Origin of the sequence: Rathayibacter tanaceti, from assembly GCF_009834165.1 — a bacterium.
Classification (GTDB): Bacteria; Actinomycetota; Actinomycetes; order Actinomycetales; family Microbacteriaceae; genus Rathayibacter; species Rathayibacter tanaceti.
The window spans coordinates 768,139-784,488 of record NZ_CP047186.1 but is presented as its reverse complement, the minus strand read 5'-3'; the positions used below and the strand labels follow the sequence as shown (position 1 = coordinate 784,488).

The window sequence follows — 16,350 nt, the reverse complement described above, 5'->3', positions numbered from 1 at the left end:
CTCGACTACTGGCCCCTGCCGCGGATGGCCCCGACGATCGCGACCGTCGCGAAGTAGACGATGAGTGCGAGGACCCCGAACGAGGCGAGCGCCCCGCTCGCCTCGGCGTAGGGTCGGCGCTCGTCGGTCATGGTGCCGGGCATCACGATGTCCAGAGCGAACATCCCGACGGCCAACCCGAAGCAGACGAGACTCAGCACGAGCAGCGCCCGCACCGCCTTGCCCACCGGGTCGTAGTAGCGCGGGTTCGACATCGGGCCTCCGGTTCTCGTGCCTCGTGTCTATCCCGCCCGGGTCGCGGTGGCAACCCGCCCGCACGCCGAAACCCCCGGCTCCCCTCAGCGAGAGGCCGCTTCGACGCACTCCGGGGAGGAGCGTCGTCGGCGGGATCGCGCAGGGAGGGGAGCCGGGAGCCGGAGGGGGCTACGCCGCGAGCGGGAGCGGGGCGGCCGACGTCACCAGCAGTTCGCCGCCGACGGCGTCGACCCGCACGGCTCCTCCGTCGGCGACCTCGCCGCTGACGACGAGGTCGGCGATCCGGTCGTCGATCGAGCGCTGCACGAGCCGGCGGAGCGGCCGGGCACCGTACTGCGGCTCGTAGCCGTTCTCGGCGAGCCAGTCGACGGCCGCCTCCGTGACGTCGAGGGTGACCTCGCGGGGGGCGAGGCGGGTACGCGTGGCGTCGAGGACGATGCCGACGATCTCGCGCAGCTGCTCGCGACCGAGGCGACGGAACAGCACGATCTCGTCGATCCGGTTGAGGAACTCCGGACGCATCGCCTCACGGAGCCGGCCCATCACGCGATCGCGCAGGTCCTTCTCCGAGGCGAAGCCCTCGGCCGACGCGTCGCTCTGGGCGACGAAGCCGAGCGCACCCGACCGCGAGGCCAGGAACTCCGAGCCCAGATTCGAGGTCATGATGACGACCGTGTTGCGGAAGTCGACCGTGCGGCCCTGGCCGTCGGTGAGGCGGCCGTCGTCGAGCACCTGGAGCAGCAGAGTGAACACGTCCGGGTGCGCCTTCTCGATCTCGTCGAAGAGGATCACCGAGTAGGGGTTCCGGCGCACGCGCTCGGTCAGCTGCCCGGCCTCGTCGTAGCCGACGTACCCGGGAGGGGCGCCGACCAGACGCGAGACGGTGTGCCGCTCGCCGAACTCGCTCATGTCGAAGCGGATCATCGCCTGCTCGTCGGCGAAGAGCGAGCCTGCGAGAGTGCGCGCGAGTTCGGTCTTGCCCACACCGGTGGGGCCGAGGAACAGGAATGAGCCGACGGGCCGGGAGGCGTCGCCGAGGCCGGTGCGGCTGCGGCGGACGGCGCGAGCGACGGCGGTGACGGCATCCTCCTGGCCGATGACCCGCTGGTGCAGTTCCGACTCGAGGTGCGCGAGGCGCTCTCGCTCCCCCTCCGTCAGCCGCGACACCGGGATGCCGGTGGCCCTGGCGACGACGGCCGCGATCTCGGTCTCGCCGACGACCGCCTCCGCGGGGGCACTGCTGCCGGTCGCCGCCTCGAGCTCGGTCTGCACGAGGGAGATCTCGTCGCGGATGCGCGAGGCCTCCTCGTAGTGCTCGGCCGAGACAGCCGCGTTCTTGTCGGCCTCCAGCGTCGCGAGGCGTTCGAGCAGCGCTCCGGCGTCGACGCCCGCACCCAGCTTCAGCCGCAGGCGCGCGCCCGCCTGGTCGATCAGGTCGATCGCCTTGTCCGGCAGCACGCGGTCGGTGAGGTACCGGGCCGAGAGCTCGACGGAGGCACGCAGGGCCGCGTCCGTGAAGTGCACGCGGTGGTGCTCCTCGTAGGCGGGGCGGAGGCCGTGCAGGATCGCGACCGCGTCCTCGATGCCGGGCTCGCCGACGCGCACCGGCTGGAAGCGGCGTTCGAGGGCCGGGTCCTTCTCGATGGTCCGGTACTCCTTGAGCGTGGTCGCGCCGACGAGGTGCAGCTCGCCGCGGGCCAGCCGGGGCTTGAGGATGTTGCCCGCATCCATGCCGCCCTCGCCGCCTCCGCCCGCACCGACGACGGTGTGGACCTCGTCGATGAAGACGATCAGCTCGCCGGCGTGCGCCGCGATCTCGTCCATGGTGCCGGTCAGGCGCTCCTCGAAGTCGCCGCGGTAGCGGGTGCCGGCCAGCATGCCGGGCAGGTCGAGCGAGACCACGCGCTTGCCGCGCAGCTGCTCGGGGACCTCCTCCGCCACGATCGCGCGGGCCAGGCCTTCGACGATCGCGGTCTTGCCGACTCCGGCCTCGCCGACCAGCACGGGGTTGTTCTTGGTGCGACGGCTGAGGATCTCGACGGTCTGCTCGATCTCGTCGGCGCGCCCGATCACCGGGTCGAGCCGGCCCTCGCGCGCGAGCGCGGTGAGATCGGTGCCGAACCTGTCGAGCATCGGGGTCTCGGAGGCGGGCTGTCCCGCCTCCTGCTGCTGCGGGGCCTCGGCCTCGCGGATGCCCTGGGTGAGGGCTTCGGCGGTGACACCGGCGCGGGCGAGGACCTGCCCGGCGGGGGCGTCCTGGCCGAGCACGAGCGCGAAGAAGAGGTGCTCGGGGTCGATGTAGGTCGAGCCGCTGGAACGGGCGACCTGGTAGGCGTGGAACAGCGCGCGCTGAGCGCTGGGGGTGATGGTCGCCGCATTCGGCGAGGCGTGCGTCTCGGCGGCCTGCGGGAGGCGCGCCTCCGTGGCGGTCGCGATGGCGCCCGGGTCGACGCCGATGCGGTGCACGGCCTGCGAGACGGCCTCGTCGTCGACGAGGACCCGCAACACATGCAGGGCGTCGAGTTCGGTCTGACCGCGCTCGAGGGCGAAACGCCCTGCGGACTGCAGGATGCTCTGGGTACGGGCGGTGAGGAAACGGCTGAGGTCGATCGACCGCGCCGCGCGGGCGCGCTCACCGTCGAGGTAGCGGGCGAGGAAGTCGTCGAACGAGCTCGCTCCGGCCTCGTTGAAATTGTCGGGCACCAGTCCTCCTGAGGAAGTTGAGTCGGTTACGCTCAAGTTCAACGCCGGGGTGCGTCTCCTATTCCCGCCCCTCCCCCGCGAGATGCCACTTGGGTACGCGACACGCCGCCGCGGGTGTACCGAAGTGGCATCTCGCGAGAAAGGGAAGAGGCACGGACCCGGGGTCCGTGCCTCTCTGCGCCGACGCGCATTCCTCCGGGGTGGGAGCTTCTAGGGGACGAGGTAGCCGGCCGCGCGGAACAGCTCATACCACTCCGGCCGGGTCAGCGGCAGGTCGGAGCCGAGGGCCGCGTCGCGCACGCGCTGCTCGTTCGTGGTGCCGAGCACGACCTGCATACCCGCCGGGTGGCGGGTGATCCAGGCGGTGGCCACGGCGATCGCGGGGACGTCGTACTGCACTGCGAGCCGGTCGATCACAGCGTTCAACCCGGGGTAGGCCGGGTTGCCGAGGAAGACGCCGGTGAAGAAGCCGGCCTGGAACGGCGACCACGCCTGCACGGTGATGTCGTTCAGGCGGCAGTAGTCGAGGATGCCGGCGTCGCGCATCACCGACTGGTCCTCGCCGACCATGTTGGACGCGACTCCCTGCGCGATCAGCGGCGCGTGCGTAATCGAGAGCTGCAGCTGGTTGGCCACGATCGGCTGGTTCAGCGACTTCTTCAACAGCTCGATCTGGTACGGCGTCTGGTTCGAGACTCCGAAGTGCTTCACCTTGCCGGCCGCGTGCAGCTCGTCGAAGGCGCGGGCGACCTCGTCCGGCTCGACGAGGGCGTCGGGCCGGTGCAGGAGGAGCACGTCGATGTAGTCGGTGCGCAGTGCCGTCAGCGAGCCCTCGACCGACGCGATCAGGTGCTCGTACGAGAAGTCGAAGTAGGGGCCGTCGGGGACGATGCCCGCCTTGGTCTGCAGGACGACCTGCTCGCGCTCGGACGAGGTGAGCGCCATCGCCTCGGCGAAGCGCTCCTCGCAGCGGTGCAGTTCGCCACCGTAGACATCGGCGTGGTCGAAGAAGTCGATGCCGGAGTCGCGCGCGGCGCCGACGAGGCTGCGGATCGCCTCGTCGCTCATCTCGGGGATGCGCATGAGGCCGAGGACGACGTTCGGGGCGTGGACACCGGAGGTGCCGAGAGTGACGTGCTTCACAGGAGTGCTCCTTCGTTGGATACCTCGTCCACGGTAGGCGGGGCGCCTGTGCCCCGTCCACCAGCGGGTGCGGGTGCGATTCATGCGGCGGAGTGGTCACTCGGGCGGTGTCGTCGACCAGCGACGGCGGTCACCGCCACACAGTCCTCATAACGAAGGCTGAGAGATGAGATCCGGCGAATTCCGAGGCTTCACTCCCTCTCAGCCTTGGTTGTGAGGACCTTGCCGCGCAGACAGGTCGGTGGAAGGCTGCCCGCATGACGATCGAGGTGCGGCCCGCCACCGACTTCGACGACCTGGCGACGATGAACGGCCCGAAGCGCCCCGACGCCAACTCGTGCTGGTGCCTCAGCTACCGCCTGCTCTCGTCGACCGAGAACAACGCACTCCGGGGGCCGGCCCGCGGCGAGCGGATGCGTGAACTCGTCACCGAGGACCCGCCTCCCGGCGTGCTCGCCTACGACGGTGACGACGTGGCCGGCTGGGCGGCCGTGCACCCCCGGGCCGACACGAGCTACGCGAAGAACCGGCGGATCCCGCACGTCGATGACCTGGACGTCTGGAGCGTCTGGTGCATCCGCGTCCGGCCCGGCTTCCGTAGGCGCGGTATCTCGCACGCCCTGCTCGCCGGCGCCGTCGACGTCGCGCGCGCCCACGGCGCCCCGGCGATCGAGGGCTACCCGGTCGACAACGGAGGCGCGAAGGTCGAGCAGACGATGGCCTACGTCGGCACCCGCGGGCTGTTCGAGCGGGCCGGTTTCTCGTGGGCGGCCGACACGACGTCCGTGCTGGCCGGGTTCCCGCGCGTCGTCATGCGGCTGCCGCTCGACTGACCTCCAGTGATATCACCTTGATATCATCGGCGCGTGCAGACCGACTCCCTCAACCCCGCAGCAGTGGTTCGTCGCGCTCGCGAGGACATCGGACTGTCGCAGGGAGCCCTGGCCCGGGCAGCGGGCCTTCAACAGTCCAACCTCGCCGCGATCGAGACCGGCGCGCGTCGAGCGGGTCCCGACCTGCTCGACCGCATCCTGCGGGCGGCGCGCCTACGGCCGTCTGTGGCTCTGGAGCTCCTCGCCGATCACGTGCGCGAACTCGCCCGCGAGTACGGGCTGCACGATGTCCGAGTGTTCGGTTCGACGGTCCGTGGTACCGATCACGAGCGCAGCGACGTCGATCTGCTCGTGACAGCCGACGTCGCGGTCGACTACTTCGGCCTCGCGGCGTTCCGCGGGCGGGCCGAGGAACTACTCGGCTTCCCGGTTGACGTCGTCGTCGACGACTCCGATGACGAGATCATCCGTGCGATCCGTCGGGAGGCGGTACCGCTGTGAACGGCTTCTCCGCCCGTCCGAGACGCAGCGACGACGACGGCGAGAAGACGCGACGCCTCATCGCCGAGGTCGATCGCCTCGCTTCCCGCTTGGCGCGAGCCGTCCGCGACGGCCGGGAGGCGTTCCTCACCGCGGAGTCGGACAGCCGCGACGTCGCCGCCCTCGCGCTGATCAACCTCGCCGACCTCGTGCATCGCGACCTGCCGCACGAGGTCGTGGCGACGCTTCCCTCGTCCGACGTGGCAGGCCTCCGCGCGACCAGGAACATCGCCGCACACAACTACGGCGCCCTCGACAGCGACCGCCTCTGGGCCACCGTTACCGGGCACGCCCCGCGGCTGCTCGCGACGATCAGGTCGGCACTCATGCGCGAGTGATCGCCCTACAGTTGCGAAAGGCCCCTCGCACCCGGGGTGGAGGGGCCTTTCGAAGCGGTTGAGATCCTAGAAGTCCCAGTCCTCGTCCTCGGTGTTCACGGCCTTGCCGATCACGTAGGAGGAGCCGGAGCCCGAGAAGAAGTCGTGGTTCTCGTCGGCGTTGGGCGAGAGGGCCGACAGGATCGCGGGGTTCACGTCGGTGACCTGCTTGGGGAACATCGGCTCGTAGCCGAGGTTCATCAGCGCCTTGTTGGCGTTGTAGTGCAGGAACTTCTTGACGTCCTCGGTCAGGCCGAGCTGGTCGTAAAGGTCCTGCGTGTACTGGGCCTCGTTGTCGTAGAGCTCGTAGAGCAGCGAGAACGTGTAGTCCTTGATCTCGTCGCGCTTGGCCTGGTCGACGCGCTCGAGCCCCTTCTGGAACTTGTAGCCGATGTAGTAGCCGTGCACGGCCTCGTCGCGGATGATGAGGCGCACCAGATCCGCGGTGTTGGTGAGCTTGGCCCGGGAGGACCAGTACATCGGCAGGTAGAAGCCCGAGTAGAAGAGGAACGACTCCAGCAGCGTGGAGGCGACCTTCCGCTTCAGGGGGTCGTCGCCGCGGTAGTAGTCCATCACGATGGACGCCTTCTTCTGCAGGTTCGGGTTCTCGACGGACCAGCGGAAGGCCTCGTCGATGTCCTGCGTGTTCGAGAGCGTCGAGAACACCGAGGAGTACGACTTGGCGTGCACCGACTCCATGAACGCGATGTTCGTGTAGACGGCCTCCTCGTGCGGAGTGATGGCGTCCGGGATGAGCGAGACCGCGCCGACCGTGCCCTGCACGGTGTCGAGCAGGGTGAGCCCCGTGAACACGCGCATGGTGAGCTGCTGCTCCTCGTGGGTCAGCGTGTTCCACGACTGGATGTCGTTGGAGAGCGGGACCTTCTCGGGCAGCCAGAAGTTGCTCGTGAGGCGGTTCCACACCTCGACGTCCTTGTCGTCCTGGATCCGGTTCCAGTTGATGGCCTGGACGGAGTCGACGAGCTTGAGCTTCTCGGGGGGAGTCATGATTCCTTCTCGCTGCTGCGGATGGGTCGAGCGGGTGGGTGACGTTGCGGGCTCTACAGCATGCACGAGACGCACTGGTCGAGCTCGGTGCCCTCGAGTGCCATCTGGCGGATGCGGATGTAGTAGATCGTCTTGATGCCCTTGCGCCAGGCGTAGATCTGCGCGCGGTTGATGTCGCGCGTGGTCGCGGTGTCCTTGAAGAACAGCGTCAGCGAGAGTCCCTGGTCGACGTGCTGCGTCGCCGCGGCGTAGGTGTCGATGATCTTCTCGTAGCCGATCTCGTACGCGTCCTGGTAGTACTCCAGGTTGTCGTTCGTCATGAACGGCGCCGGGTAGTAGACGCGGCCGAGCTTGCCCTCCTTGCGGATCTCGATCTTCGACGCGATCGGGTGGATCGACGACGTCGAGTTGTTGATGTACGAGATCGAGCCGGTCGGCGGGACGGCCTGCAGGTTCTGGTTGTAGATGCCGTGCTCCATGACCGAGGCCTTGAGCGCGCGCCAGTCGTCCTGGCTGGGGACGGCGATGCCGGCGCCCTCGAAGAGGCGGGCGACGCGCTCGGTGGCGGGAGCCCACTCCTTCTCGGTGTAGGTGTCGAAGAACTCGCCCGAGGCGTACTTCGAGTCGGCGAAGCCCTCGAAGGTGGTGCCGCGCTCGATCGAGAGGTTGTTGGAGGCGCGCAGGGCGTGGAACAGCACCGAGTAGAAGTAGATGTTGGTGAAGTCGATGCCCTCCTCGGATCCGTAGTGGATGCGCTCGCGGGCGAGGTAGCCGTGCAGGTTCATCTGGCCGAGGCCGATGGCGTGCGACTTGTCGTTGCCGTCCTCGATCGAGCGGACCGAGGTGATGTGCGACTGGTCGGACACCGAGGTGAGGCCGCGGATCGCGGTCTCGATGGTGCGACCGAAGTCGGGTGAGTCCATCGTCAGCGCGATGTTCAGCGAGCCGAGGTTGCAGGAGATGTCCTTGCCGATCTGCGCGTAGGAGAGGTCCTCGTTGTAGGTCGTCGGAGTGTTGACCTGGAGGATCTCGGAGCAGAGGTTGGACATGTTGATCCGACCCTTGATCGGGTTCGCCTGGTTCACCGTGTCTTCGAACACGATGTAGGGGTAGCCGGACTCGAACTGGATCTCGGCGATGGTCTGGAAGAACTCGCGTGCCGAGATCTTGGTCTTCTTGATGCGCGGGTCGTCGACCATCTCGCGGTACTTCTCCGAGATCGACAGGTCGCCGAAGGGGATGCCGTAGACGCGCTCGACGTCGTAGGGCGAGAAGAGGTACATGTCCTCGTTGTTCTTCGCGAGCTCGAACGTGATGTCGGGCACGACGACGCCGAGGGAGAGCGTCTTGATGCGGATCTTCTCGTCGGCGTTCTCGCGCTTGGTGTCGAGGAAGCGGAGGATGTCGGGGTGGTGCGCCGAGAGGTACACCGCTCCCGCTCCCTGGCGCGCACCGAGCTGGTTGGCGTAGCTGAAGCTGTCCTCGAGGAGCTTCATCACGGGGATGATGCCCGAGGACTGGTTCTCGATCTGCTTGATCGGGGCGCCGGCCTCGCGGATGTTGGAGAGCGAGAGGGCGACTCCCCCGCCGCGCTTGGAGAGCTGGAGGGCGGAGTTGATGCCGCGGGCGATCGACTCCATGTTGTCCTCGATGCGCAGCAGGAAGCACGAGACGAGCTCTCCGCGCTGGGCCTTGCCGGTGTTGAGGAAGGTGGGGGTCGCGGGCTGGAACCGGCCCGCGACGATCTCCTCCACCAGAGCGGTGGCGAGCTTCTCGTCGCCCTGGGCCAGGCCGAGGGCGGTCATCACGACGCGGTCCTCGAAGCGCTCGAGGTAGCGCTTCCCGTCGAACGTCTTCAGCGTGTATGAGGTGTAGTACTTGAAGGCGCCGAGGAAGGTCGCGAAGCGGAACTTCTTCGAGTAGGCGAGGTCGTTGAGCTGCTGGATGAACTCGAACGAGTACTGGTCGAGCACGGCCTGCTCGTAGTACTCCTTCTCGACGAGGTAGTCGAGGCGCTCCCTGAGCGTGTGGAAGAACACGGTGTTCTGGTTGACGTGCTGCAGGAAGAACTCGCGAGCGGCCTCGCGGTCCTTGTCGAACTGGATCTCTCCGTTCGGGCCGTAGAGGTTCAGCATCGCGTTGAGCGAGTGGTAGTCCATCTGAGCGGCGTCGCGGGGAGCGTCGATCACTGCTGCGTCCAAAACGTGTCCAATCCTTGGTCGACGGCGGTGACGTCGTCGGGTGTTCCGAATACTTCGAAGCGGTAGAGGTGCGGCACGGCGCACTTCGTCGCGATGATGTCGCCGGCGAGACAATAGGCCTCGCCGAAGTTCGTGTTGCCAGCGCCGATGACGCCGCGGAGCAGGGAGCGGTTGCGGGGCTGGTTGAGGAACCGGATGACCTGCTTGGGGACCGCTCCCCCGTCGTTGCCACCGCCGTAGGTGGGGAGCACGAGAACGTAGGGCTCATCGACGTGGAGGGTGTCGAGCGCTGCTCCGTCGCGCCGGGCATGGAGCGGGATGCGCTGCGCCGGCCGACCGAGCTTCTCGATGAACCGGTGCGTGTTCCCCGAACTGCTAGAGAAGTACACGAGCTCGCTCATCCCACCACCCCTCTCCTCCGCCGTCTGCCTGCTCCCGGCCACCTCTGGGGCGTCTGCGTGGCGAGCTGCAAGGCGGAGGAAGAAGCCGTAGCGGCGCTACGGCGCCTGACGACAACGCCGCAGATCGCCGCGCAGACGCCTCAGAGGGTCGCGATCTTGTCGGGGCGGAAGCCCGACCAGTGATCGTCGTCCGTGATGACGACCGGGGCCTGGAGGTAGCCGAGGGCCTTCACGGCCTCGAGGGCCTTCTCGTCGACCGAGAGGTCGAAGACCTCGTAGTCGATGCCCTTGCCGTCGAGGGCACGATAGGTCGCGGTGCACTGGACGCAGGAGGGCTTGGTGTAGACCGTCACGGCCATGGAATGTCGCCTTTCGGAAGGAGGTGTCCCGGGGCCGCTCCCGGCGTCGGCCCGACGTGCGGGCGGGGCGGGGGAGGCGGTCGTGGGGAGTTCGGGAGTGCCGGTGGGCCTCGCGGCTCGACCTGCTCAGCAATACTACATATAGGGGGGCACCTGGCATCAGCCCACTAGAGGTAGTAGTTACATCCGTGTAGTTATCCACCGGTTCCTCCCCCGTTCATCCACAGGCCGGAGCCCGCGGAGCCGCGGAAGGACGCGGATCCGGACGATCCATCCACAGCTGTGGAAAGCCGCGACCGGTTCCCTGGGTACAACGCGCCTCGGCGTGTCGGCATGCCCGACCGGTGGGGTCGGACGGGCGCACGGACCACGACATCGTGGCTTCGACGGTCGGCAGGGCGCATATGCGCACGGTATGCCCGACCACCGACATCGCGGTCGCGCCTCGGGCTGCCTGCTCAGCCGATGTCACGCTGACCAGAGCGCCAGCTCGCTCGCGACCGCGCGCAGATGCGTCAGCGGGTCGGCGAGGGCCGCGGAGGCGGAGCCCGCCGCCTCCGTCAGAGACACAGACCCGGCGAACGCCGTGGTCGGCGCCTGGATCGACCCCGCGACGAGCAGCGTCCGCGCGCCGGCCGCCTCCGCGAGCCGGAGGACGGCGGCCGGCACCTTTCCCGCGTCCGTCTGCGCGTCGAACCGCCCCTCCCCCGTGATGACGATGTCGGCTCCAGCCACGAGCACCGGCAGCCCGAGCGCCTCGCCGACCACCGCCGCACCGGGGACCAGCCGAGCGCCCCAGGCGAGCAGCCCGAAGCCCGTTCCGCCCGCCGCCCCGGCGCCCGCGGCCTCCGGATCGGCGTCGAGGCGACCGGCCAGGTGGCGGAGACCGGCGTCCAAGCGCACGACCTCCTCGGGCCGGGCACCTTTCTGCGGGCCGAACACCCGGGCGGCGCCGGCGTCTCCGAGCAGGGGGTTCGTGACGTCGCAGAGGACCTGCACGCCGCCGGCGGGGACCGGCCGGAGTGCACGCCGCTCGACGACCGCGAGATCGAGCAGTGACCCACCGCCGTCTCCCACCTCGTGGCCGGAGAGGGTGAGGAAGCGGGCGCCCAGCTCGCGCAGGGCGCCGACGCCGCCGTCGGTCGAGGCGCTGCCGCCGATCGCGAGGAGAAGGGACCGTGCCCCGGCGTCGAGGGCGGCGGCGATGACTCGGCCGAAGCCGCGGGTGTGCGCGGTCAGCGGGCGCAGCGGGCCCAGCGTCATTCCGCTCGCCGAGGCGAGCTCGACCACCGCGGTCCCGTCGGGCAGGAGCAGCCACTCGGCCACGATCGGCCGGCCGGCCGGGCCGGGGACGGCGACCGCGTTCCGCCGCGCGTCCGGGACGGCGGCCGCGAACACCGCGACCGTGCCCTCGCCTCCGTCGGCCATCGGAGCGAGGACCACCTCGTCGCCCGGGCGGGCCGCCCGCCAGCCCGCGGCGAGCGCCTGCGCGACCTCGACCGCCGTCGCCGATCCCTTGAACGAATCCGGTGCGACGACGACCCTCAGCGCGCTCATGGAGCCAGTCTGACGGCCACGCCGCCGACACCGTGGTCACCGCGATCGACCTCGCGCCGGCGCTGGGCACCGTCGGTCGGAGCAGCCCGGGCGACGCCCCCGCACCGGGCTGTCTCAGCGGGAGGGATCACGGCGACCGGACGGCGTCCGCGGCCGGTCGCAGAAGGAGCTCCGCGCGGATCCGACACCCCTCCCTCGCCCACTCGCGCGCCGGAACACGTCGTGGGCGGCGGGCCGGCATCAGCGGTCGAGGGCCTCCGCGACGCGGCGCGTCACCGCGCGCAGCTCCAGCTCGGCCCCACGGAGGCGCTCGTCGAGCTCGGCGGCTCGCTCGTCGACCGCGACGAATCGGCCGGGTGCCGCCTCCGCCTCCTGCTGCACGGTGTCGCGCAGCGCCGCCAGCGACCCGCCCAGCTCGTCCAGTCGAGCGCGCAGGCCCGCCGTCTCGGCCCGCAACGTTGCGCACTCGTCGCGCACGGTGCCCAGCTCGCCCCGGAGCTCGGCGCGCAGCCCCGCGATCTCGCCGCGCAGCTCCTCCGTCTCGGCGCGCACCTCCTCCGTGCGCAGCCTCGCCTGCTCGAACCAGGGCGAGACCAGCTTGTGCACGGCCTCGCGCAGGGCGGTGCCGCCCCGCCCGAAGCGGGAAGGAGCTGAGGAGGGGTCCTGGAGGAAGTCGTGGTCAGTGCTCATCGTCGTGATCCCGTCCGGAGAGGCTGCGGTGGAGCACGTCCATCGCCCGCTCGTCCTTGTCCATGATGTCGGCCTCGACCGTGGTGTCGGCGAGGCGCTCGGCGAGGCTCCCCGGCCTGCCACGCCGCTCGAGGGAGGCCTCGATCAGCTCGACCGAGCGCTCGAACGAGAGCGGACCGCGTGCGGCGGCGCGACCCCGGCGGCCGAGAGCCTCGAGGTCGGTGGCGCCACTCACCACGTCGCGCATGGCCGCGAGCAGGGCGGGTGCGGAGCGGGTGATCTTGACGCAGTCCACGCCGTCGATCAGGAACTCCGCGACTCCGCTCGCCGCGGTCACGATGGGCACGCATCCGGCCGCCGCCGCCTCGACGGGAGCCACGCCGAACGGCTCCCCCGCCCATGTCGGGAACAGGAAGGCGTCAGCCCGCTCGTGCGCCGAGAGCACCTCGTCGCGCGGAGTCGCACCGTGGAACTCGACCAGGCCGTCGAGCCCCGCCTCCGCCGCCCGTGCCCGCCAGCCGTCGACATCACCGTCTCCGTAGAGGTCGACGCGGAACGCGCGGGTCTCGGCGGCGAGGACGGCCGCCGCCTCCAGCACGAGCCCGACACCCTTGTGCTCGCCCAGCGAGGCGGCGAACGTGAAGCGGGTGACGCCTCCCTCGCGGTAGCGGCGGGGTTCGTCCGAATCGGGCGGCACGGTCACCCCGCGGCCGATCACCTCGACCTCGCCGAGGCTCAGCCCGCCGGCCTCGATCGTCTCGACGAGTGAGCGGCTCACGGCCACGATCTCGCCGCGGTCGAAGTGGTCGGGAGTCTGAGCCCCGTAGACGGCGAGCACGCGCTCGGGCAGACCATCGACCAAAGCGTTCGGGGTGCGGTCGCCGAGGTTCCACAGCCAGGGCGCGTCGACGGAGCGCAGCAGGTCGATCAGCGCGAGACCGCCGATGCCGAGCAGATTGAACGCGACCACGTGGGTCGGCGCGAAGTCGCGCAGCTCCTCCAGCAGGATGCGGGTGTTCTCGAAGCGCGACACCGCGCTCTCGTGGTGCATCAGCCGGGCGACCTCGGTGCCGGTCTGCGGCAGCGGAAAATAGGTGCGCAGGCTCAGCGTGCGGTGCACCTCGACGTCCGGTGACGCCGTCGGCTCGGGAGGGAGGTACGTCGGCGTGGTCAGCACCCGGACGGTGTGGCCGCGCGCGGCCATCGCCTCGGCGACGCGGGCGCAGGTCATCTCGTAGCCGCCGAGCACCTGGGGCGGGTAGAGGTTGCTCAGGAACAGCAGGCGCATCAGCCGACCGCCTCCCGCTCGGCCGCCGCCGCGGCGATCCGCGCCGCGACCTCGGGGATGTAGGCGGCGCGGGCCTGGCGGTCGTTCCCGCCGTCCCAGTAGTTGACGAGGTAGAGCCCGGTCTGCTGCGTCCGCGGCACGAAGGGGAAGAGCTGCGCGCGCGGCTCGATCTGCGCGACCCGATAGCCCGCGTCGACGGCGCGCACGTGCAGCCAGATGTCGTCGGCGTCGGGCGCGATGTCGCGGAAGGCCTCTCCGTGCGCGGCGATCTCCTTGAGCAGCGCGCTCGGGAGCAGCTGCCCCGAGACGGAGGTTCCGAAGACGTCCGCGGCGGCGCGGGTGTCGGCGACCGGCGTCCAGCTCGTGTACGGAGCGACCGCTCCGTCGGTCACCCCGACGCGGTGGGCGCGGTAGCAGAGCACCGTCTCGCGCGGGTAGCGGGAGCGCGCATCGAGGAGCCCGCGGAGCCAGGTGCTCGGGTAGACGATGTCGTCGTCGGAGGTGACGAGGTCGCGCTCGCCCGCACGCCCCGACAGCAGGTGCGGGTAGTACTTGGTGTGCACCCGGTAGCCGTCGACGAGGCGGACCTCGACTCCGCGGCGGCGGAGGCGGCGCAGCGGGGCGGGGAGGTCGGCGTGCAGCGCCGGATCGTCCAGCCAGAGCACGAGCCGGGCGGGGCGGGCCTCGCCCCGGGCGATCGACTCGAGGGCGACGTGCACCCGCTGGAGCCGCTCGCCGTGCGTGGTCATCGTGACGACGACGTCGCCGTCGGGGTCGACCGCGCTGCGGCGGGAGAAGCGGTTCGCGAGGGCGAGCACGAACAGTTCACGTCGGAACGCGAGCGAGGCCGGGTGGTCGATCGGCCGCGCGGCGACGGCGGCGGCACGCCACTCGCCCACCCGGCGCCCCGCGGTACGGAGGGCGCCGACTGCCTGGAGGATCCGCGTCCGGGGGCGGACGCGACGGCCCAGAGCGGCGAGGCGCGTGCGGGGCCGGACGCGCCGACCGAGGGCGGCGAGAGCGGGATGCATCACTCCAGGGTAGTCGGACGCTCCTGAACGCCCGGTGGTCGTCAGCGGCCGTCGACGACCGCGAAGGCCCGAACGGGGAAGGTCCCGAAGCCGCTCACCTTCGGCGGCACGGCGGTGAACCGGGCGCCCGCAGCGGGCAGCTCCGCCAGACCGGTGAGGTGCTCGACCACGTGCACACCCGCGGCGAGGAGGAGGGTGTGCGCGGGCCGGGCGCCACCGGACTCGGTGTCGTCGATGTTGAGGGAGTCGATGCCGACCAGCACCGCGCCGCCCGCGATGAGCGCCTCCGCGCCGTCCTCCGTCAGGAACGGCGCACCGGAGGCGTACTCCGGCGTGGCGAAGTGCGCGTCCCAGCCCGTGCGCAGCAGCACGGCGGCGCCGCGGACGTCGAGGCCGGCCACCGCCTCCGCGGCGATGCCCCGCCCGTCACCGCCTCGCTCGGAGGCGCCGCTCGCGTCGACGACGACGGCAGGCAGGTCGACCAGCGTCTCGAGATCCAGCCCCGCGAGGTCGGCCCCGTCCTCGTAGCGGTGGAACGGACTGTCGAGGTAGGTGCCGGTGTTGCCGATCATCTCGATCACGTCCATCGCGAATTCGGTGCCGGGCGCGTAGGAGCGGCGGGACGCCTCCCTGGTGAGGTGCGGGCGGATGCGCGGCGCGGGGAGGCCGGGGTAGGTGACGAGTCCGTGGGAGACGGTGTGACTGAGGTCGACGATGCGGCGCGGAGTGGACATGCGTCCACCCTGCCAGTGCCCGCCTCTCCGAGTGAGCATGCTCGACCTGGCCGTCGACGAAGTCGAGACCATGGATGCGCCGGACAGCGAGTTCGTCGCCGGCTTCGTGACCGCAGTCGCCATCGGCGGGTTGATTGTCGCGATCACCTAGTCGCCTGACGAAGGAGAGCCGGCATGCAGCGCATGCCGGCCCTTCGTCCGCGTCAGCCGCCGCTCACGACTCCCATCGACGCACCATCCCCCGGACAGTGGTGAGGAGCCCGGCGACCCCGGCGGCGAGCAGGAGCCAACCGAGGGCAGTCCCGCCGACGAGGAGGGCGACGCCGCACCCGACGACGAGTCCGAGGACAAGCTGGATGATGTGCATGTTCGCTCCATTCGTTAGAACTAGCTTCCGGGGTCCGTCAGGCACTCTTGCCGGAGAGCGCCTCGCCGAGGCGGACGCGCGATCCGGTGCGCAGCAGGGAGTTGCCGTAAACCCGGGCGCCCAGTGAGACAACCACGGCTGTGCTCACGATGATCACGGCCAGGGACAGGAAGGGCTCCCACCACAAGGCGGATCCCGTGAAGATCCGCACGGCCATGCCGATCGGCGCCGAGAACGGGACGTACGACATGATCCGGAGGACGCTCTCGTCGTCGTTGTAGAAGATGATGAGGAAGTAGGGGATGATCAGCAGAAACATCACCGGAGCGGTGACGCTCCCGACGTCCTCCTGGCGCGACACCAGCGCCGCAGCTGCCGCGTAGAGGGCCGCGATGAGCACGAACCCCACGGCGAAGAACAGCACGAACCAGCCGATGGATCCCCCGAGCTGGCCGAGCAGGTCGACCTGTCCGGTCACGCGCAGCCCGACCGCCGCCACGACGGCTATGCAGCAGGTACACGAGCTGCTCAAGGACCCTCATCTTGGGATAGAGCCCGCGTTCCTCCGGCATGTAGCCGAATCGTCGACGGTCCTCCGTATTCATAGGAACGCCATCCATCCGCACGTCGCCGGTATCCGGCCTGAGGACACCGAGCATGATCCGCATCGTCGTCGTCTTCCCCGCGCCGGTCGCCCCGACGAACCCGGTGAGGCGTCCTCCGATGACGTCGAATGACACGTCATCCACAACGGTCCGCGAGCCGTACGACTTGCTCACTCCGTCTACAGTGAGGCTTATGCAAAAATCGATTGACCCAGTATAAATTAGTGCGTGTCGGTCACGAAAAACACCGGCTGATCC

Annotated in this window: 18 protein-coding genes and 1 pseudogene; 4 read left to right on the top strand and 15 right to left on the bottom strand. The window is 69.8% G+C overall.

The genetic code is table 11. The annotated features are described in order from the left end of the window. Positions 1-5: 5 nt before the first annotated feature. The 3 genes from GSU10_RS03780 to GSU10_RS03770 all read right to left on the bottom strand — a co-directional run bounded on the left by GSU10_RS03780 (position 6) and on the right by GSU10_RS03770 (position 4,041). The gene (locus GSU10_RS03780) at positions 6-254 is read right to left on the bottom strand and encodes a hypothetical protein (protein ID WP_068211851.1); all 249 of its coding nucleotides are present in this window, start codon (positions 252-254) and stop codon (positions 6-8) included. Positions 255-423: 169 nt separating this feature from the next. Continuing rightward, the gene (locus GSU10_RS03775; protein WP_132504454.1) at positions 424-2,958 is read right to left on the bottom strand and encodes an ATP-dependent Clp protease ATP-binding subunit; all 2,535 of its coding nucleotides are present in this window, start codon (positions 2,956-2,958) and stop codon (positions 424-426) included. Positions 2,959-3,168: 210 nt separating this feature from the next. Continuing rightward, positions 3,169-4,041 carry an aldo/keto reductase gene (locus GSU10_RS03770; protein WP_425280549.1) on the bottom strand — a complete coding sequence of 291 codons (873 nt, stop codon included), beginning with the start codon at positions 4,039-4,041 and terminating at the stop codon, positions 3,169-3,171. Positions 4,042-4,358: 317 nt separating this feature from the next. On the opposite strand from GSU10_RS03770, the gene GSU10_RS03765 reads away from it, so the two are divergent. From GSU10_RS03765 to GSU10_RS03755, 3 genes are read left to right on the top strand one after another with little or no spacing between them, the layout of a single operon-like run. Then, positions 4,359-4,934 (top strand): GNAT family N-acetyltransferase, encoded by a 576-nt coding sequence (locus tag GSU10_RS03765; RefSeq protein WP_068211855.1) that lies wholly within the window; start codon positions 4,359-4,361, stop codon positions 4,932-4,934. A gap of 33 nt (positions 4,935-4,967) precedes the next feature. After that, positions 4,968-5,435 (top strand): XRE family transcriptional regulator, encoded by a 468-nt coding sequence (locus GSU10_RS03760; RefSeq protein ID WP_068211857.1) that lies wholly within the window; start codon positions 4,968-4,970, stop codon positions 5,433-5,435. Then, positions 5,432-5,812, top strand: a complete 381-nt coding sequence (locus tag GSU10_RS03755; protein ID WP_068211860.1) for a HepT-like ribonuclease domain-containing protein — start codon at positions 5,432-5,434, stop codon at positions 5,810-5,812. The genes GSU10_RS03760 and GSU10_RS03755 overlap by 4 nt, the downstream gene beginning before the upstream one ends. A gap of 66 nt (positions 5,813-5,878) precedes the next feature. Here GSU10_RS03755 and nrdF read toward each other — a convergent pair whose 3' ends face one another. From nrdF to GSU10_RS03710, 9 genes are all read right to left on the bottom strand, one after another. Continuing rightward, positions 5,879-6,859: a class 1b ribonucleoside-diphosphate reductase subunit beta gene (gene nrdF / locus GSU10_RS03750; protein ID WP_068211862.1), complete on the bottom strand. Its 981-nt coding sequence runs from the start codon at positions 6,857-6,859 to the stop codon at positions 5,879-5,881. Positions 6,860-6,912: 53 nt separating this feature from the next. Then, positions 6,913-9,018, bottom strand: a complete 2,106-nt coding sequence (nrdE, locus tag GSU10_RS03745; protein WP_068211866.1) for a class 1b ribonucleoside-diphosphate reductase subunit alpha — start codon at positions 9,016-9,018, stop codon at positions 6,913-6,915. A 26-nt stretch (positions 9,019-9,044) separates the two neighbouring features. After that, entirely contained in the window at positions 9,045-9,461 is a 417-nt protein-coding gene (nrdI, locus tag GSU10_RS03740; protein WP_068211863.1) for a class Ib ribonucleoside-diphosphate reductase assembly flavoprotein NrdI, read from the bottom strand. A 140-nt stretch (positions 9,462-9,601) separates the two neighbouring features. Next, positions 9,602-9,820, bottom strand: coding sequence for a glutaredoxin-like protein NrdH (gene nrdH / locus GSU10_RS03735; RefSeq protein WP_068211864.1), 219 nt, complete (start codon positions 9,818-9,820; stop codon positions 9,602-9,604). 468 nt (positions 9,821-10,288) lie between these two features. Beyond that, entirely contained in the window at positions 10,289-11,377 is a 1,089-nt protein-coding gene (locus tag GSU10_RS03730; protein ID WP_132504452.1) for a glycerate kinase, read from the bottom strand. A 240-nt stretch (positions 11,378-11,617) separates the two neighbouring features. After that, positions 11,618-12,067, bottom strand: coding sequence for a hypothetical protein (locus GSU10_RS03725; RefSeq protein ID WP_132504450.1), 450 nt, complete (start codon positions 12,065-12,067; stop codon positions 11,618-11,620). Next, the gene (locus GSU10_RS03720; RefSeq protein ID WP_068213595.1) at positions 12,057-13,355 is read right to left on the bottom strand and encodes a glycosyltransferase family 4 protein; all 1,299 of its coding nucleotides are present in this window, start codon (positions 13,353-13,355) and stop codon (positions 12,057-12,059) included. The genes GSU10_RS03725 and GSU10_RS03720 overlap by 11 nt, the downstream gene beginning before the upstream one ends. Then, complete coding sequence (locus GSU10_RS03715; protein WP_132504448.1) at positions 13,355-14,386, bottom strand: glycosyltransferase; 1,032 nt, start codon at positions 14,384-14,386, stop codon at positions 13,355-13,357. Before GSU10_RS03715 ends, GSU10_RS03720 begins: the two co-directional genes overlap by 1 nt. Positions 14,387-14,427: 41 nt before the next feature. Next, positions 14,428-15,120 carry a cyclase family protein gene (locus GSU10_RS03710; protein WP_132504446.1) on the bottom strand — a complete coding sequence of 231 codons (693 nt, stop codon included), beginning with the start codon at positions 15,118-15,120 and terminating at the stop codon, positions 14,428-14,430. A 37-nt stretch (positions 15,121-15,157) separates the two neighbouring features. Between GSU10_RS03710 and GSU10_RS15650 the strand changes: the two genes are divergently transcribed. Continuing rightward, a complete protein-coding gene (locus tag GSU10_RS15650; RefSeq protein WP_330220192.1) occupies positions 15,158-15,271 on the top strand; it encodes a daptide-type RiPP in 114 nt (37 codons plus the stop codon). A gap of 63 nt (positions 15,272-15,334) precedes the next feature. Here the strand turns inward: GSU10_RS15650 and GSU10_RS03705 are convergent, their stop codons facing one another. The 3 genes and pseudogenes from GSU10_RS03705 to GSU10_RS15455 all read right to left on the bottom strand — a co-directional run. Further along, entirely contained in the window at positions 15,335-15,487 is a 153-nt protein-coding gene (locus GSU10_RS03705; RefSeq protein ID WP_158286071.1) for a hypothetical protein, read from the bottom strand. A 37-nt stretch (positions 15,488-15,524) separates the two neighbouring features. After that, positions 15,525-15,965, bottom strand: coding sequence for an ABC transporter permease (locus tag GSU10_RS15460; RefSeq protein ID WP_236713721.1), 441 nt, complete (start codon positions 15,963-15,965; stop codon positions 15,525-15,527). Beyond that, a pseudogene (locus GSU10_RS15455) lies at positions 15,964-16,287 on the bottom strand (ATP-binding cassette domain-containing protein); the annotation flags it as partial. The pseudogene GSU10_RS15455 and the gene GSU10_RS15460, both read right to left, overlap by 2 nt. Positions 16,288-16,350 lie beyond the last annotated feature (63 nt).

Coding starts and splice junctions, on each gene's coding strand:
- GSU10_RS03725 (WP_132504450.1), bottom strand. CDS start 12,067: ATGAGCACTGACCACGACTTCCTCCAGGACCCCTCCTCAGCTCCTTCC.
- GSU10_RS03720 (WP_068213595.1), bottom strand. CDS start 13,355: ATGCGCCTGCTGTTCCTGAGCAACCTCTACCCGCCCCAGGTGCTCGGC.
- GSU10_RS03780 (WP_068211851.1), bottom strand. CDS start 254: ATGTCGAACCCGCGCTACTACGACCCGGTGGGCAAGGCGGTGCGGGCG.
- GSU10_RS03715 (WP_132504448.1), bottom strand. CDS start 14,386: ATGCATCCCGCTCTCGCCGCCCTCGGTCGGCGCGTCCGGCCCCGCACG.
- nrdH (WP_068211864.1), bottom strand. CDS start 9,820: ATGGCCGTGACGGTCTACACCAAGCCCTCCTGCGTCCAGTGCACCGCG.
- GSU10_RS03765 (WP_068211855.1), top strand. CDS start 4,359: ATGACGATCGAGGTGCGGCCCGCCACCGACTTCGACGACCTGGCGACG.
- nrdE (WP_068211866.1), bottom strand. CDS start 9,018: ATGGACTACCACTCGCTCAACGCGATGCTGAACCTCTACGGCCCGAAC.
- GSU10_RS15650 (WP_330220192.1), top strand. CDS start 15,158: ATGCTCGACCTGGCCGTCGACGAAGTCGAGACCATGGATGCGCCGGAC.
- GSU10_RS03705 (WP_158286071.1), bottom strand. CDS start 15,487: ATGCACATCATCCAGCTTGTCCTCGGACTCGTCGTCGGGTGCGGCGTC.
- GSU10_RS03710 (WP_132504446.1), bottom strand. CDS start 15,120: ATGTCCACTCCGCGCCGCATCGTCGACCTCAGTCACACCGTCTCCCAC.
- nrdI (WP_068211863.1), bottom strand. CDS start 9,461: ATGAGCGAGCTCGTGTACTTCTCTAGCAGTTCGGGGAACACGCACCGG.
- GSU10_RS03730 (WP_132504452.1), bottom strand. CDS start 11,377: ATGAGCGCGCTGAGGGTCGTCGTCGCACCGGATTCGTTCAAGGGATCG.
- GSU10_RS03770 (WP_425280549.1), bottom strand. CDS start 4,041: ATGCGCATCCCCGAGATGAGCGACGAGGCGATCCGCAGCCTCGTCGGC.
- nrdF (WP_068211862.1), bottom strand. CDS start 6,859: ATGACTCCCCCCGAGAAGCTCAAGCTCGTCGACTCCGTCCAGGCCATC.